The sequence below is a fragment of the Enterobacter sp. MEB024 genome (assembly GCF_030209635.1).
Classification (GTDB): domain Bacteria; phylum Pseudomonadota; class Gammaproteobacteria; order Enterobacterales; family Enterobacteriaceae; genus Enterobacter; species Enterobacter ludwigii.
The window spans coordinates 76378-93264 of sequence record NZ_JARVRQ010000016.1 but is presented as its reverse complement, the minus strand read 5'-3'; the positions used below and the strand labels follow the sequence as shown (position 1 = coordinate 93264).

General features: G+C 48.2%; 20 protein-coding genes and 1 pseudogene. 14 read left to right on the top strand and 7 right to left on the bottom strand.

The window, feature by feature from the left end; genetic code table 11:
* Both QRN24_RS22075 and QRN24_RS22065 read right to left on the bottom strand, forming a co-directional pair.
* Positions 1–2310 carry a tellurite resistance TerB family protein gene (locus tag QRN24_RS22075; RefSeq protein ID WP_163387540.1) on the bottom strand — a complete coding sequence of 770 codons (2310 nt, stop codon included), beginning with the start codon at positions 2308–2310 and terminating at the stop codon, positions 1–3.
* Between the two features lie 926 nt (positions 2311–3236).
* A complete protein-coding gene (locus QRN24_RS22065) occupies positions 3237–3998 on the bottom strand; it encodes a hypothetical protein (RefSeq protein ID WP_163387542.1) in 762 nt (253 codons plus the stop codon).
* Positions 3999–4276: 278 nt separating this feature from the next.
* Between QRN24_RS22065 and QRN24_RS22060 the strand changes: the two genes are divergently transcribed.
* The 13 genes and pseudogenes from QRN24_RS22060 to QRN24_RS22000 all read left to right on the top strand — a co-directional run bounded on the left by QRN24_RS22060 (position 4277) and on the right by QRN24_RS22000 (position 12551).
* The gene (locus tag QRN24_RS22060; RefSeq protein WP_004136909.1) at positions 4277–4486 is read left to right on the top strand and encodes a helix-turn-helix transcriptional regulator; all 210 of its coding nucleotides are present in this window, start codon (positions 4277–4279) and stop codon (positions 4484–4486) included.
* A gap of 226 nt (positions 4487–4712) precedes the next feature.
* Positions 4713–6323, top strand: coding sequence for a YfjI family protein (locus QRN24_RS22055; protein ID WP_163387543.1), 1611 nt, complete (start codon positions 4713–4715; stop codon positions 6321–6323).
* 404 nt (positions 6324–6727) lie between these two features.
* Positions 6728–7846: a hypothetical protein gene (locus QRN24_RS22050; protein ID WP_223239659.1), complete on the top strand. Its 1119-nt coding sequence runs from the start codon at positions 6728–6730 to the stop codon at positions 7844–7846.
* A gap of 277 nt (positions 7847–8123) precedes the next feature.
* Entirely contained in the window at positions 8124–8588 is a 465-nt protein-coding gene (locus QRN24_RS22045; RefSeq protein ID WP_163387544.1) for a YfjT/YkfB family phage-associated protein, read from the top strand.
* A 54-nt stretch (positions 8589–8642) separates the two neighbouring features.
* Positions 8643–9002, top strand: a complete 360-nt coding sequence (locus QRN24_RS22040; protein ID WP_004136901.1) for a hypothetical protein — start codon at positions 8643–8645, stop codon at positions 9000–9002.
* Positions 9003–9087: 85 nt separating this feature from the next.
* Entirely contained in the window at positions 9088–9300 is a 213-nt protein-coding gene (locus tag QRN24_RS22035) for a hypothetical protein (protein WP_032755286.1), read from the top strand.
* Between the two features lie 106 nt (positions 9301–9406).
* Complete coding sequence (locus QRN24_RS22030) at positions 9407–10228, top strand: DUF932 domain-containing protein (RefSeq protein WP_163387545.1); 822 nt, start codon at positions 9407–9409, stop codon at positions 10226–10228.
* Positions 10229–10306: 78 nt separating this feature from the next.
* A complete protein-coding gene (locus QRN24_RS22025; RefSeq protein ID WP_064351562.1) occupies positions 10307–10786 on the top strand; it encodes an antirestriction protein in 480 nt (159 codons plus the stop codon).
* Between the two features lie 10 nt (positions 10787–10796).
* Entirely contained in the window at positions 10797–11030 is a 234-nt protein-coding gene (locus QRN24_RS22020) for a hypothetical protein (RefSeq protein ID WP_163387546.1), read from the top strand.
* Positions 11027–11509, top strand: coding sequence for a RadC family protein (gene radC, locus QRN24_RS22015; RefSeq protein WP_163387547.1), 483 nt, complete (start codon positions 11027–11029; stop codon positions 11507–11509). Before QRN24_RS22020 ends, radC begins: the two co-directional genes overlap by 4 nt.
* A gap of 13 nt (positions 11510–11522) precedes the next feature.
* Positions 11523–11745, top strand: a pseudogene (locus QRN24_RS22010) (DUF987 domain-containing protein).
* A gap of 22 nt (positions 11746–11767) precedes the next feature.
* Positions 11768–12127: a type IV toxin-antitoxin system YeeU family antitoxin gene (locus QRN24_RS22005; RefSeq protein ID WP_163387548.1), complete on the top strand. Its 360-nt coding sequence runs from the start codon at positions 11768–11770 to the stop codon at positions 12125–12127.
* A gap of 49 nt (positions 12128–12176) precedes the next feature.
* On the top strand, positions 12177–12551 hold the full coding sequence (locus QRN24_RS22000; protein ID WP_163387549.1) for a TA system toxin CbtA family protein: 375 nt from the start codon (positions 12177–12179) through the stop codon (positions 12549–12551).
* Positions 12552–12630: 79 nt separating this feature from the next.
* Here the strand turns inward: QRN24_RS22000 and QRN24_RS21995 are convergent, their stop codons facing one another.
* The 5 genes from QRN24_RS21995 to QRN24_RS22750 all read right to left on the bottom strand — a co-directional run bounded on the left by QRN24_RS21995 (position 12631) and on the right by QRN24_RS22750 (position 16491).
* A complete protein-coding gene (locus tag QRN24_RS21995; RefSeq protein ID WP_224255597.1) occupies positions 12631–13086 on the bottom strand; it encodes a hypothetical protein in 456 nt (151 codons plus the stop codon).
* Between the two features lie 3 nt (positions 13087–13089).
* Complete coding sequence (locus QRN24_RS21990; protein ID WP_163387550.1) at positions 13090–14079, bottom strand: glycosyltransferase; 990 nt, start codon at positions 14077–14079, stop codon at positions 13090–13092.
* 772 nt (positions 14080–14851) lie between these two features.
* Positions 14852–15760 carry a kdo(2)-lipid IV(A) palmitoleoyltransferase gene (gene lpxP / locus QRN24_RS21985; protein ID WP_016239703.1) on the bottom strand — a complete coding sequence of 303 codons (909 nt, stop codon included), beginning with the start codon at positions 15758–15760 and terminating at the stop codon, positions 14852–14854.
* 202 nt (positions 15761–15962) lie between these two features.
* Entirely contained in the window at positions 15963–16235 is a 273-nt protein-coding gene (locus QRN24_RS21980) for a hypothetical protein (protein ID WP_016239704.1), read from the bottom strand.
* A gap of 79 nt (positions 16236–16314) precedes the next feature.
* Complete coding sequence (locus tag QRN24_RS22750; RefSeq protein ID WP_213076229.1) at positions 16315–16491, bottom strand: YnfU family zinc-binding protein; 177 nt, start codon at positions 16489–16491, stop codon at positions 16315–16317.
* Between the two features lie 153 nt (positions 16492–16644).
* Here QRN24_RS22750 and QRN24_RS21975 point away from each other — a divergent pair, with 153 nt between their 5' ends.
* Positions 16645–16878 carry a YnaE/YdfK family cold shock protein gene (locus QRN24_RS21975; protein WP_032682062.1) on the top strand — a complete coding sequence of 78 codons (234 nt, stop codon included), beginning with the start codon at positions 16645–16647 and terminating at the stop codon, positions 16876–16878.
* Positions 16879–16887 lie beyond the last annotated feature (9 nt).

Sequence of the window (16887 nt, the reverse complement as noted above, 5' to 3'; positions counted from 1 at the left end):
CTATCCCTCTAATTCTTTGGCAATTTCCAGGTCAACCCAGATATCATCATCGGTATCGTCCAGTACCGGAGCATCAACCACCGCATAGGACCAGTCATTGATCACCTCAAGCGCACCGCCGAGCATCAAGTTCAAATTTCCGCACAATTCTGTCGCCTCTTTCCGGGACCACTGTTCTTTCTCCAGCAAACTGCGATAAAGCTGGCTATGTGCGGAATCAAGGCCCCCCGCCTCCGTTAATGAGGCAGGTGCGCTTTCTGGCTCTTCCGGTTCTTCTTCGGTGAAAATTGTGTTCAGTAATTTACGAACATCATCCGTGGCAGATTCGTGTCGGGCAAGTACATTAGCATCCAGTGTGAACCCTGCCGTTGGCTGATCAGTTGGTACAGACGAGACGAGATCATGTTCAGTTGCAGAATGCTGATGGATATTGCTCGAGACAGATGAGGGATCCAGACCCAAACTTGAATAAATCTTCTCAAGCTGTTTAATTTCGGCAGGCGCTATTGTTCCATCTGAGCAGGCAACACTAACGATAACTTTACCCACAGCAGCCTTTTCCGCAGCCCCCATCAACTCAACCCTGCTTTTCATTCCCGTCATATTGGCTGGGGTATGAAGCTGCCACGTTAAGTACGCATGTAGAGAGCGCTTTTCATCATCGGTGAAGACAGGATTGTTGTTGATGGCATTCTCAAGCACTTTCTGTTCAGCTTGATCAAGGGAATCGTCAATCAAGGCGACCATCGCCCCTAATCTGAGCGTCATTACTGCTGAGATAAATTCAGGAGAAGGTGAGAAGCGTCCACCTTCGGCGGCAGGGAATAGAACAAGTGTCCCATCAACATCCGCCTTCACATGGTGATAATACGGGTCAGGTGCCAGACCGTAACCCATCTTCAGAGCAAAGGCCTGCATCAAGTCGGCCTCTTTTTTATTGATTTTAGTTGGACAGCTGGCATTCATATGTGCCCAAAAGTCAGCAACTGATACTCGCCCCTCTTTTTCGAGGATCGCCTCATCAGCCCAGCGTTTGAATGAGCTTAATATTTTTTCTGCGCTTTCATTAACGATCTCTGAAGGGAGCAACATAATTGCAGCCGTATCATTGACTGACGTACCTTTCCGGCCAAGGTAGCGACTGTAAGCATCAAGTTCATCTGTACATATGTCAGCAAGGGCCATGATTTTTTGGACAGGTCCCTTCAATGCACTTGGATCAGGCAGGTCAGTAACAGGAAGTCGGACACCTCGCAAACTAGGACTTGCTGGTGTGTAATCTAACCTTAGGCGCGTTTTATTCGCCTTAACGACCATCCCTTCACCATATTTGAGGGTGTAACGCCGTTTGAAAAGCGCAGCAAACTCTTTAGCACAGCGGCGAGCCGGGGTACGCAGCGAATACTCTGTATGGTTTATTACCCAGTTCAATGCCAGTTCAGCTGATACAGGAACGCCTTCATGTACAGTTTTTGCCAGAGCCAGCTTAAATTGCATGCCGTTGCTGAAACCAGAATCGCTATCGAGCACAGTGGTTAAACCCAAGTCCGGACGCAGAATAGACATGGCTTCGAGCAATTGGGTCGAATATACACGGAAGGAGCGGTTCTCAATGAATACCGATCTTAACCGAGCGACTTCATTGAACAGGCTGCTGAACTCAGCATCAGGGAATTTTTGGTAAGTAGAATCTACAAGCGCTTTTCTTTCCAGACCGTAGAGGTATATAAAAACATAGCCTATAGGACACGATGGGTCGGACCTATCGCTGGCAAGCCAACTAACATACGCACCGCGTGCTTCAGGGGAAAGAGAGGAAAAACTGGGCCAGTATCCTAATGAACTGTCTTCGTAAAGATACGAATTGGGTTGTATCTTACATGTATCATCAATTAATGATGCCTCACTTCCATCGTCATAATAGCCGCCTGACTCCTGACTAGAGGGCTTCATACGTTGTCCCACGTAAATATGGCCACCGCTAATTGTTACACCAGCTACAGTTATCATTTCACCCGGAAGTACCCAGCGAGCTAATGCACCTGCTGACTTTGAGGTGCTCTGGTAACGATTGGTTGTCACCCGAAGTTCAACACCCCGGCCACCGCTCAATGTAAAAGTTGCAAGGTTATCGTCTTCACTATCATCGTTTCGCACAACCGCCTCTTTTTTCTTGATGTCAGCGAGCCATTCTTTTGGCGGTGCTTTCACGGGGCTTGAAGCATAAGACTTTGGAGATTTACGTTTTTTCTTTCTAAAAAACAACAAGTAAATTACTAAAATCGCCGCCAGAAACTTCAATAACTCCATGATATATAACCTTAAAATCATTCTCCATTCACATTTGAAATGTGGCAGGGAATGCATGGCAAGTGGATTAATCTCAAAATAATACGTCTAAATCGCTAGGGTTAAAAGCAAATCGCAATTAAAATTAACCAATTGATTTAAATAACAAAAATCATTGAATAATTTACTCAACCAGAAGTGAATTTTTAAGGAGTAAAAAGCCTGCTGGGCCATTCGCCTAAGAATGATGTTGTACTAATGCTAGGTTAACATACGAGCAAATATACTGCGGATGCAGAACTGACCGCTGTATGATGACATTTACCTAGTCGTTGAGAATTTCGGTAACTATTGGAAAGCCGTTAGAGACTGTACATTCTCGGATTTTAAGAGTAGTTGGTTTAGTTTTGTGTAATAGCTGCGTCAGGTCAAACCTGATCTATGAGCAGATATAACGAGGGGCCCCACGCTGATTTTTATCAACTAATTAAGCTATGAGCTGAGTTGTGCCGAAGTTAAGATATCCTCATCACCTACGTTGATGAGCTGAAGAGCATCTCTGACGCCATTAATGCAGTTTATCCGGAGAGCGGATTAAGTTCTGTATCATTCACATGGTGCGTAATAGCCTGCGGCTCGTATCTTAGAAGGACTACAAAGCATTAACCCATGACCTGGGGTACCAGCGGCAGAGGCGGTTTTACACGACGAATACCATTGCCAGATTGGACAGTGTGATCCGGCATACCATTAAAAAGTGCAAGGTACTCCCGACAGATTACTCATTAAAAAGTTGTATCGCTATCAACCCTGTCAGTATCGCTAAAAAGACGATGATGTTCAGGGGAGCTCGTATCGTCTTATTATCAGTTCTATGCTCTTCTGCACAGCCACATCTGAGAAAAAGCAGTCACATTGAATCACGTACGCGCTCTCAAGGTACCGGGCTATCGATTTTGCGACACCCCGATACGTTTTTGTACTGCCTTCGCGAACGCCGCCTTCACTCTTTTGTCTTTGACTGACCATTCAGCCAACAACTTGCTCTGGCTTGCCTCCACCATTGCCGCGTCCCGTGAGTCGTTTTTATCCTGTGCGGAAGGCCATCCATGCTCCTCAATATAGGGCCTTAACGCTTTAATAATTGCGTTGATGGCATCGGTTTTAGTTTCCCAGCCCTCAGGTTGCGCTTCCAGGTGTTTTATCACTTCGTCTTTAACGCCATCAAAACGTGTCGCTTTGACCTTTCCGCCATAAGCAGAATTGAGTTTATGCCGTTCCTTGATTCTTTTACCTGCTGCGGATTCACTGCGTTTCAGACCGCGATCCAACAACGCGATAGCCTTCAGCATTAATTGCACCGCATGATCTGGATCAGATTCGAGAGCCGATGTTCCCTGCTCCCAGTATTGTTCAGCCTCAGACATATCGTTCCTGATCCTCTTTATCATCCATTCTGAAAGACTGAAAATTTTCAGATAACGCCGCCATTTTTTCTCTCCGTGCTCATCAGCAAGTCGCCGCGCTAAATCTTCATCCTTCGTTTGTCTCCCTGTTTGTAGCACGATAACAATTTCAGTATCTTTATTCAGCCATTGCCTGGCGATATGTTTCTGTCTGACCCCGAGATGAAAACGTAACGCTTTCCTCTTTTTACGAAATACGATGAGTAACTCATCAGGGGTAAAATCCCTGTCTAAATCAGCCATGAAGTCCCTCTTTTCGAATGACAATTTCTATACTCCAGTAAATTTCCTTGCCTGACACCAGGAACGACTCATTCTTGCCCTTAGCCAGACGCTTCCGACACCATTCTCGAAAAAAAACATTCTTTCACCAACAAAAAACGGGAAAAAAACCTAAAAAAAATCTCCTATCTCATTGTTATAAAATGCCTTTTTTGCCACAGCCACCAGGCGGGTGCCATTACCTGTTCCGGCACCATACAATTGCGTCCATATCGAAAGAACAGGGGGAATTAACAGATATGTCTGTACAAGGTATCAGGATACTGCGCATACGCGCCGTTGTTAACAAAACGGGCATCGCCCGCTCAACCATCTATGACTGGATCAACCCGAAGTCACCGCGTTACGACCCGACCTTCCCGAAACAGCGCAGGCTGGGTATGCAGTCCGTCGGCTGGCTTGAGTCAGAGCTGGATGCATGGCTGCTGGAACGCCAGCAGGCATCATAAGCGATGAGATAGTATTGGTAAAAATTAAAGGAGGATTCGCAGGTTATATAACAACGTCTCTGATTTAAATATGTGCTCGCTGCGACATATTTTTGCCAGTTGCAAGGAAACTGAATACGATTATTTATTGGGTAAGATTATTACTTTAAATAAATTTTGACGCTTGGCTATTTTATTATATTCACAACTACCCGTTACTGAAAACAGTAACCAAGGAGAATATTACATGCAGAATATACTGCCACACACTGTCATTCCGAAAATGCCGGAGCCTTATATTCCCGTACAAAACAGAACCCCGGAGGGTTACCCTGTCTGCGCGTTCCCGCCGGTGATGCGGGATGTCATTGATGCTCTTTATAACGAGACGGGTATCCCGGCGGAACTGATAGCGGGGGCCGTACTGGCAGCCTCTTCCCTCGCCTGTCAGGCTCATATTGAGGTGGTACCACCACACTCATCGGATCCGATGCACTGTGCACTGTATTTACTGACGTTGGCGGTCTCCGGTGAAGGTAAGACCAGTATCAGCAAAAAAGTGATGAAGCCTTTTTACCGGTTCGCTGAGCAAATGAAGCAGCAGCACGACGGTCTGATGAAGGCACACCTGCGTGCTGACAATATCTGGAAAATACACCAGAAAGCATTGACCAGTAATCTGTACACTGCCATCAAAAGCGGTTCTGAGGGGACGGAGGAAGAACGGCTGTTAAATGAACATGCAGAAACCCGGCAGCAGCCTCCGACCCGCCTGGCGATGCTTTATGACGACACCACCGCAAAGGCGCTCCTGGAAGGTTTGAGCCGGTATTCTGAAGCCGGGGTGCTCTCAGATGAGGCAATTACCTTTTTTAAAGGGTATCTGAAAAACAACCTCGGTTTACTGAATAAAGCCTGGGACGGGGAGACCTATGAATACCACCGCCCGGGCGGTGAGGAGTACGATATCAACGCCTGCCTGACCCTGGCATTAATGGTTCAGCCCCCGGTCTTTGAAAATTACCGCCGTAACCACGGTGAACTCAGCAAGGGAAGTGGTTTTCTGTCGCGGTTTCTTTATATCAATACCATCAGCACGCTGGGACGTCGCCGCACAAATACGGACCATGCTCATTCTGATGAAGCATTAAATGTGTTCCACAGTAAAATTAACCAGTTACTTGATAAGCAAAAGGCGCGTTTTTATAGTCACGATACGCAGAAACAAACGCTCAGATTATCTGATGATGCGACCACTTACTGGGCAGATAAACAGTCAGAGCTCAGCCGTAAAACAGCCCCCGGACAGCAGATGGAGCATATCAGTGAAATTGCAGCCAAAGCGGGGGCGAATGCCCTCAGGGTTGCGGCCATTCTGACATATATGTATTCACCTGAGAGTTTATGTATTTCGCGGGGGGTCATCCAGGCCGCCTTCAAAATTGTGGAATGGCATCTTGAAGAAGCGGAAAGGCTGTTTTTCCCTTCTTCTGAACGGAATGCATTTATGGAGGACGTTTACGAGATGTTCAGGTGGCTTAAGGAGAAATTTCTCGATAATGAGGGATATCCACTCAGGAAAAATGAGGTAAACCGGAACGGCCCGAACCGGCTGCGTGACGCCAGTAAATCACAATCTGTTCTTGAGCAGTTAATCGCACTAGGTCTGATTTGTTTTATTCGTCCCGGCCGTCATTCTGCGGTGTATATTGCCATGCCCTCCCTGGAATGTCGCCACTCATGGTGTATTCCACCGGCATTCCTGGAGAACGGACATAATCCGATTATTGCATCGCCAGAGAATGTCACTGGCAGGTATGGTTTTGAATACTTTGACTTTAACAGGCTGGAATATTAATCGGGACACCTCACTACAGAGACCCGAATGGCCAGAGCGTAAACCGGTTAAATGTCTTCGAAAAACAGCCACAGAGGCAAAAACCCCGCGCCAGTCGCGACTGGTCGCAATCCGCGCGGGGTTTTCTCAGAATACAGTGCTAAAAAACAGATAATGACGACTGGTGGAAAGCTCTGGGGATATGAACCATTAACAGCCATCAAAACATGTAATTTAACACAATGTGTTTTGCTAGTGTATTTCTTACTCATTTGAGACAAATACATTAACATTTAATTGATGTTGATTAATAAATATATTTAATGGCGTATAAAAATAGCATCATTACTATTAACAATAAAAGCAAAGATATTATCATATTAAATAAGAGTTTAATTATGGCCATATGTAAAAGAAATAACTGCATGGCACAGATCGGCCATTCACCCGCCGAACGGATATTACGGCTATGCCCGGCACATTATCAGGGCAGACAGTTAAATGCAGCCAGACGAACGGAAAGAGCAGCATTAATATGCCGGTATCCCGCCTGTGGTATCAGTATATCTGAAACCCGCAATCAGTTTTATTGTTGTAAGGAACATCGGGATAAAGCCCGGAGGTTAATCGATGACGATGCTATTATAAGACTGGTTAAGCACTCTTACTGGCTCAATGTGGAAGCTATGCTAAAAAATAATTCCCTTGGACTGGGGAGTATCACCGGTCCGACGGATATTGCAGACCTCATTCGGTTATATCAGCGCAAAGCTGTCCACCAAAAAACGTATAATATGCTGAACGGGCACAGAGTTGCTGATACGACAAAAAGGTTAATCCCCTGGCTGGATCTTGAGCTATGCCACATTTACCCTAACTCTAAGGGCGGTGCAAATATCGCCAGAAACATTATCATCGCACCTGCTGCTATAAACCGGATGATGAAGGATTTTATCCCCTGCTGTCAGTCAGGAGTGCTGAGTGGCATAAAAGCAATGGAAACACCTCAACCGGTTAAATCGACCTTACTGAAAGCGTTAACGGATAAATACGGTTCAGATGCTGTACAGGAAGCATTATACGGAGTTAAGCATCTTGCCTTTGCTGATTTAAGTCTGTCACGCAGGCTATTTGACACTGATATTTACGCATTCCCTCCACTAACCCGTCTGTTAAAAGAGGAAGCCTTACGCCTGAATTTGATGTCACTATGGGAAACGCTGGTTTGTACCGAAGTCAGCGTCTGGCTTAATGCCGGGCCTGCGAATGAATTATTTGCCGTTGCCGCGTTTCATGCGTTGCTGAACGGCGACGGCGACCGCCTGCTGGAGCAATGTTATCGTTTAGTCGATGAAATCAGGGTGAAGCACAAGCGCGGGTCTCAACAAATCTACGACGAATTTCAGCATATACTCAGCCAGTACATGGCAAAATATTTTCACATTGACACCAGCGACCACAGAGCCTGTAATCTCTTCTATAACCGCTTTTTTAGTGTTCCTCCTGTCACAGAGGACGGTGTCTGCGCCATACCGCCTCAGTGATGCATTTCCTCAGCCTGTGTTCAATAAAATCTCAGATATATATCACCCTTCTGAAGTGAAACCGGACCATCGATAAACTCGGGCGAGGTTTACGGTAAATATATTTACTGAACCACGATCAATTTTGTCGATCGGTTCGATCGAATTTCATCGTTATCCCCTTCTTTTTTGCAGCTATAAAATCCCAACGGGATGCTTATGACTGTCTGTCTTCTACTAAAAAACATGCAGATACCCTTTCCGGGTAGCGTTTTACGAAAACCAGAGGTGCACAAAAATGAACAGAAAAATGATTCACCCTTTACTACTGACCTGTGCGCTGGTACCGGCAGTGGCAATGGCCTTCGGTAATCAAACCACCTGGACCCAGGGCTGGGGCCAGGGAGTATCAGAGTTTGTTATCAATGGGGAAAGTCAATCGCAACTGTCTCTGACCTGTGAGGATTACGGCTCGCAACCGGCCACGGTCATATTCACTGACGCCAGCGGGCATCAGGTCAGTATGGATGAAGATAAAAACCTTCAGGTCAGTATCGACGGTGGAGCCCCCATCGACATCAGCGAATCTGGCAGTCGAGTGGGCGGTAATAACCTGGCGCTGGCCTGGGCTCAGCTACGTAATGGCAAACAGGTCTCAGTAACCGGAGACGGTGTTAAGGATGCCACATTCACGCTGGCTGGGGCAGCAAGGGTATTGCCAGTATTCGGGACCCACGGCTGCGTGGGTAAAGATGCACTCTAGCCTGCATCTGAATTTAATACCTGTTGATTACGTTATTTTTAAAAGGAACAGTTTATGAAATTTAAACACATGCTGGTGCCCGCACTGTTTGCACTGTCAGCCCTGGCGCTGGCAGAGCCAACGCCATCCATCAAAGTGGAGACCAGTAATCAGGTTCACCCTGCCGGAACACGCTACGTCACGGTCGTGGTCACTGCACTGGATAACACCGTGAAAGTCGAAAATATTGACGTGAACCGGGGAAACTGTCGCATTGCCAACCAGAAATATCTGTACTCCAGCAATAAAGAAACTATTTTGCCTGCTACCCTGCGTTACGGGCAGTCCGTCAGCGTGAGTTTTTATAATAACTGCGTGGCTTCAGAAGTCGTCGTCACTACTGATAAGGGGGGATGGCGTTACACTTACCACTGAGTCCCCCGCCCCTGATTAACGTTTCCCAACCTAAAAAATGCCACATGACCAACGGGCTGCCGCTGCGCAGTCCAGAGTAAATCCTATGACCTTTCTGAAAATGCTGGTGACCGCCCTGAGCCAGGCGCTGACCTGGTGCGGCGGACATCATGCCCGGCAGTATATTGAAATCCGCTTTCGTCAGGCCGGTTACGATGACGACTGCATTGATACAGCCCGGGAAGCGGTCACGTTGCTGGTCACTGCACTTATCACCGCCCTGATGGCGCAGATACTGAAGATTCTGGATACGCTGTAATCCCGCCCTATCCGTTCATTGAGAACAACACATCCATCCCCTGCCTCCTCACGGAGCAGGGGCTTTTGCTTTTATGCCTTCAGATTAATCAGATGAGGAATCAACCATGCGATTAGCCAGCCGTTTTGGTCGGGTGAACCAGATTCGCCGCGACCGTCCCTTAACCCGCGAAGAACTGATGCAGCATGTCCCCAGCGTCTTCGGGGAAGACAAGCACGACTCCAGAAGCGAAAAGTACACCTACATACCCACAATCACCCTGCTGGAGAACCTTAAACGCGAAGGGTTCCAGCCATTCTTTGCCTGTCAGTCACGAGTGCGAGACCAGAGCCGACGGGAACATACAAAGCATATGCTGCGCCTGCGTCGTACCGGTCAGATAAACGGTCAGCAGGTGCCGGAAATTATCATTCTGAATTCTCACGATGGCGCATCGAGTTTTCAGTTGCTGCCAGGGATATTCAGAAGCGTCTGCACCAATTCGCTCGTCTGCGGACAGTCGTTTGGCGAGATCCGCGTGCCGCACAGGGGCGATGTTGTCGGGAAGGTGATTGAGGGGGCCTATGAGGTTCTCAGCGTCTTTGACCGGGTGGAAGAGAAACGCGACGCCATGCAGTCCCTGCAACTCCCGTCACCCGCGCAGCATGCACTGGCTAAAGCGGCGCTGACATACCGTTTTGGGGAAGAGTATCAGCCTGTGACTGAATCGCAAATTCTTGCACCCCGCCGCTGGCAGGACAAGAGAGATGACCTGTGGACCACCTACCAGCGCATTCAGGAAAACCTGCTGAAAGGCGGACTAAGTGGCCGTACCGCTCAGGGTAAACACACCCATACACGCGCAGTAAACGGGATTGATGGCGACGTTAAATTAAACCGCGCGCTCTGGGTGATGGCGGAGAACATGCTGAACCTGTTGGACCGGTAATCACCCGCGCCCCGCCACAGAAATCAATCCCCGGCCCAAGACCTTCATTCGACATCTCCATGCATAAGGAAAATTAACATGACCGACATAATTAATATTAACGATAACAATCAGCGACCTCTGCAGGCTGGCGATGACGGTTCTGCACCGGCACTGACAGCCATGTCCGTAGCGGACGAACAGCGTGTGGAATTCTGGCCGCAGCACTTTGGCAACATCCCGCAGTGGATAACCCTTGAACCGCAGGTCTTTGCGTGGATGGACCGGTTCTGCGCTGACTACAGCGGCGGTATCTGGAGTTTTTATTCTCTCAGCAACGGCGGAGCCTTCATGGCTCCGGAAACGGACAGCGATGCCTTCTGGTCGCTGTTTAACGCCATGAATGGCAATGCCGCAGACATGAGCGCCGAAGCTGCAGGGATTGCGGTCTGTCTTATCGCTTACAGTCATCACGCATGCCGCACAGAATGCGATGCCATGACGGAACATTACTGGCGTCTGCGTGACTATGCGCTCAATCACCCGGAATGCAACGCCATCATGTGCATTACCGACTGAGCGTCCCGCTATGCCGTATGAACTGTCTCATCTTAATGCCCTGAGGGATGCGCTGGGGAAAACAACGGTCAGGGATGAGGACGGAGAGGTTGTGACCGACGAACCCTTCCTGCATTTCCCGGCAGGTACCCCTCTCTTCCATATCTGGGCATGGTTCGAATCCCTGCACAACGAGTTCGTCGTTGCCGTGAAACTGTACAACACATCCGTCCCGGATACGTCAACAGACAGGAAAAGCAAATGAATACCACCACGTGTCCCCCTGACCGCGGGGGAATATCTCCCGTCGCACAGCGCACTATCAGACGCGCACTGACCCTGCTGGAACGCCAGTTACGCGAACCCGGCGAGGCATTCACCTCCAGTCAGGCGGTCCGCGACTGGCTCCGTCTGCAGCTCACCACGCTTGAGCGTGAAGTCTTCATGGCACGCTTCCTCGATAACCAGCATCGTCTTATTGCCCATGAAACGCTCTTCACCGGCACCATCAACCATACGCAGGTACATCCCCGTGAAGTGATAAAGGCCGCACTGAAATACAACGCGGCTGCCATCGTGCTTTCACATAATCATCCGTCAGGTTATGCGGAACCTGGCCATGCCGACCGGCTGCTCACTGACCATCTGAAACAGGCACTTAAACTCGTGGATATCTGCCTGCTGGACCACCTGGTCGTGGGAGGCATGGACATCGTCTCGTTTGCCGAGCGTGGCTGGCTTTAGGGAGAGAATAATGATGAGAATCATCAGTAAACGTCAGGCAATGGCGATATACCGCCAGCATTCTGAGTCCCGGCTGTTTCGCTTCTGTACCGGGAAATATAAGTGGTTCGGAAGTATCTGCCATTACTACGGCAGGGAAGTGCAGGATATCCGGGGGGGTATTGGCCGTGTTTGCTGAACGCCGACAGGACCGCAACGGTCCGTATGTGATCCTGCGCAGCGTTACCCTGAATTAACTCACCGTTAAGGAGTACTTACATGCAGAAAGCAACCTGCGTAATCAACCATAACATCGCGGAACATTGGTGGGGCCTCAGACGCAACGTCACGCCATGTTTTGGTGCCCGGCTGGTACAGGAGGGTAACCGCCTGCATTACCTTGCTGACCGCGCCAGCATCACTGGGACATTTAATGACGCAGATTTACGCCATCTGGACCAGGCATTTCCGTTACTGATGAAGCAGATGGAGCTCATGCTGACCAGCAACGAACTCACGCCCCACATTCAGCGCTGCATCACGCTCCACGCAAAAGGGCTGATATGTGAGGCCGATACGCTCGGCTCCTGTGGCTATCTGTACATCGTAATTTATCCGACATCTGCAACAACCGCATAAACCCCGGACGCTTTTCCTTCGTCAAACCAGCCAACAAAGAGCGCAAACCATGCAAATACAATCCCTGCCCCCTCAAAGGGCGGCATCATCACGTCTGTCAACAGTCGAAATCTGGCAAGAATTACTGAAGTATCTGCTGGAGCAACATTACGGACTCACGCTTAACGACACACCGTTTGGCAACGACAGAGTGATCCAGAAGCACATTGATGCGGGCATCTCACTGTGTGACGCGGTGAGTTTTATCGTGGAAAAGTACGACCTAGTACGTACTGACCGTCACGGTTTCAGCGTGAAAGAACAGTCTCCGTTCATCGGCAGCATCGATATGCTCCGCGCCCGGAAGGGTACCGGGCTGATGACCCGTAAGGGATATAAAACCGTTACTGACATCACAGGTGGCAGATTCAGCGGAGGGAAATAATGACGTTAGCCCTGATCGTTGACGCCAACACCGTCAGCGTTCAGCCCCTCAGGTACCAGTACAAAGACTGGCGCTTTTATCAGATCTCCATCAACTGATACAGATGTTCGCTCAGACAGCGCGTATGGCGGTAACACCTTAACGGAGATATCCGTCTGAGGTAGAAGAGGGTGTGGCAGGACGCCGCCAGAACATCAGGGGCCGTATCGTCTGTCAGGATGGGGCTTAATTCCGGGGCGTTCAGTAAAATGAAACATTTCTCCGGTAGCATGCCGTCGGCATTTCCTTTCGGAAAATAACCGCCCAGATACAGTAACACGGTCAGCAGGCGAAACTGTCGGGTGAGTACCGTTTCAGTGTCCCGGTAATGTGCGGCTATCCACAGGCATTCCCGCAGCATAAACCGTCGGGTCCGTCGGGTGAGGTCACCGCCTTTATCATACCAGTGTTCGACGATATCCCTTGCGGAGCTAATGGAGTCATCACCCGTTGTCGCAGTTTGCCACGACCGAGCCAGAAGCGTTGCGATATCCATGGATTAACGCCGCACCTGCGAAACGGCTGCGGGAGTATTGCGGACACCAGGCAGATAAATATTGCGGACCAGCTTCAGGAGGAAAAAGACATCGCTCAGGTTGCTCACGCCGGGTACCAGATGGCGAAAGGCTATCCGCGCACGAAAACGCGCCCGGACCGCCAACCGGTCATTCACCCTGCGCCGGTACAGGCCCAGAAAATGGCGGCTTTCCACCAGCGCATGCCTGACCAGCGCTCGTCTGACAGATCGGTACTGCGTCTGTGTACTGAGTGTCAGAATATCTGCAATCACGTCGCAATAGCTGAACGCGCGGATATCATAATAATCCGGGCGGTGGGTAATTGACGCCGGGTTATTCACCCACAGGTAATCCTGTCTGTCAGAGAAATAAAATCGGCCATCTGCGGCGGCAAGCTGTATCGTCCAGAGAATGTCCTTGTGGCTTTTCCCTTCCTGGAATCGCAGGTCATGCTCGCGAATATACGCTGAACGGATTATCTGCAGCCACAGATAATGCGGCCATTCCCTCTGACTGACGCAATGGCGTATCCACTGCTGACCCGTCAGCGTATGACCGTAAGGCTGTCTGCAGTGAACGGTATGCCGCAGATGTCCGGCGCTGTCTGTATGCCGGGCATTGAAAAGGACGACATCGGCCTGCGCTTCGCGGGCTGTGCGCAGCCGCTCCTGCAGAAAATCTGCCGCAACCCGGTCATCCGCATCCAGGAACACCACCCATTCACCACGGTGAATCGCCAGTGCAGCATTACGGGCAGCATACACGCCCTGATTTTCCTGACGAATGAGAATAAGCCGTTCATCTGTAATGGCGCTGAGTAGCGTCCATGTTTCGTCGGTTGAACCGTCATCCACTACAATGATTTCAGTGCTGAGCGTTGTTTCGCCAAGCAGTGTCTGGACCAGAACCCCGATACTGTCAGCCGCATTGAAGGCAGGAATGATGACGCTGATATCGATGTTGATTTTCATTGCACTAAGGGAATGTAAACAGAGGGAAGGTTCAGAGTTGTCACCCCATCATGGGCAATAACCTGCCGGGTACGAAACATTATCAGGAAGAGCATCCCGGTGATTTTCGTGCTGGTGTTGATGCCACTCGTTTTTCTCTGATTTCCTGGTTAACCACCATCAGACAGTCATCGCAGAATTCTTTATCCAGCCCGAAAATCCGGTCCAGAACGCCTCTTTTCTTGTTACATCTGGCACATCTTTTCATTCCATCACCTGCTGTCGCATTCCCATGCCGTGTCCGCAGGACAAAAGAAGGGCGCCCACCAGAAGACAGGAAATAAATTAATAAACAATACGTTAAATGAATTGTTGGGAATTTAGCACAGGCACTAGCGGGCAGGATAATTCATTTTGCAGATCAATTTTATAAAATCGATCGGTTTAATCGATCATCTTTTTCACTCTGCTTTACACGCCATCCGTGTTCCTGCTCTCTTTATCGGTACGACCAGTTTGTTGAACTGGAAAGAATGCACTACCTGTTGGATAGTCAAGCCATTCCCGATAACCGACATTATGTGGAATAGAAAATCTACAAAAATTATTAACGCTTTGAATGGCTGCTATGAGCGAAAAACGGACCTTCAAATCCGAACCGGTTCAATTGATTAACCTTGGTTGTCAGTTAAGCCATCGTTAACATGAATCCGATCGGAAATTCCTTATCGAATTTTTTACAAATACGCAGTGGCAAGAAAGATAGATTCTGGCTCATGACAAGCAGAGTGGTTCATTTGTATAAAGAGACTTCGCCTTCAGGACGCGTTTTGAACCTGCGATGCATCCACAGGTATTGCTCAGGGGCACGGAGAATTTCACGCTCGATGATCTTGTTCATATAAGCTGCTGCGGCGACCTTGTCTTCCCCTGGATAGCCTGACAACGGATTGCTGATATACATGTGATAACCTTTTTTATCGCTACGTCGAATCATGCTAAGTGTGATCAAGTGTGCACCAGCTAGTTTTGACAGAGCATACGTTCCGTTCGTCGTGGCTGCTTTTTTTACCGAGAAAAAAGGTGCAAAAACGCTTCCTTTAGACCCATAATCCTGGTCTGGTGCAAACCAAACGGCTTCACCTGCTTTTAGCGCATGAACAAAACCTGATAAATTACGTCGATTAATCATAGCCTTATTTGAACGCATACGCCCTTTTGTCTGTACCCATTCCATTAATGGATCATTGTGTGGGCGATACGTTGCCATCATAGGATGGCATAACCCCATTACTCTTCCACACAACTCAAGGGACATAAAATGAATCCCGACAACCATTACTCCTCTTGTCGCACCGGTCAGGTTTTCAAGCCCTTCGACATCAAACCATTTTTTGACTCTCGCATCGCTCCAGAACCAAGCCATTCCTGTTTCCATCAGTCCCAGCCCGAGAGAAACAAAGTTTTTATTGACCATCTGACTCCGGGCAAACGGTGTCATCTCGGGAAAGCACAGTTCGATATTTCTAATCGTAATTCCTTCCCGACGTTTCAGAAAGGGTCTGGATATTTTTCCAAGGCCAGAACCCAGAATATGTAAAACCGGGTAAGGAAGTTGAACGAGAAGCCACAGCAGACCCAAACCAGACCAGGTAAGCCAGTGGCGAGGATGAAGTAAATTATGAGTAAAAGTCTGTGCCATAAATTTCCTTAATGCTAATGAAGGTTATAACGCAAAAGGAAAACAATGAGGCAATTCGTCTTTGGCGATACATTTTGTTTGAGGCAATTTAAATTCATCTAAATTCAGAAAAAATAATTTTGCAATGACTGGTAAAGAATTTAAAGAGTCAGGAATGAATTGTAAGCCAGCAAAGTTATTCTATTATAAATCCATGATTTTATCATTGATACTCAAGAAATTGTCTTCTTGATTCATCATCATCAAGGTACTCAAAAGAAAGAAGGCGAATTTTGGTAAGTTTATAAAACCACTCACAATCGTTTCGTTGAATAATTTCGCCTGGTTTGAAACATATCCCGGATGCCACCCGGATAATCGCATATTTACCATTACTAAACCTGACCCGGTGAATACAGAAAGGTTGACCGGCCTGCCCGTGACAGCTGTTTGACAGGATATGTCCTTCAATAAAAACAGATTTTTTAGATTTCATTATCATACCCTCGACAACTGCAGTACAGGAGGAACGTTGTCATTTTCCGACATCACTGACGTTAAGTGGCAGAAGCTGATCAGCCGCCGATACACCAGCATTCTGAAGGTCTGAACAACAGTCCGCAGGCAGGGCACTCAAGAACCGCATCTTTTCTTAGTTTACCTGCTTTCTGATCGGCTCTGTGCGCGCATACCGGGCAGGCAACATGAACCGGTCTTTCTTTAAAATACCTGAGCCCATTTGTATAAGACATAAATAATTCTCTGAGGAATATAGTAGTTATTATACGCTTTAATATAAAAATAGCTGGCATGAGTTATGTTAAGTTGTGTCTGAATCAGGATATCAGATATTGAAAATTGAACGTCTCATTTATGGTATACTACCCTTCCGTGAGAAATTTAAGATGAAATCAGAAGACACCCTTGACTGGTATCCGGCACAACTACCGCCTGTGAAAATTATTCTTGGCGAAGCCGTGCTGGCTGTGGGTAAACAGGGCCGACCGATTAATACCCGCACCTTGCTGGAATACCTTCAGGTCATGCAGGACAAACAAAAAAGGCGGGATGACAAAATCGCCATGCAGACTGCGATTAATGTTCTCAGGGATAATCAGCGCATTAACGGCAGACGTTAACGCACCTCC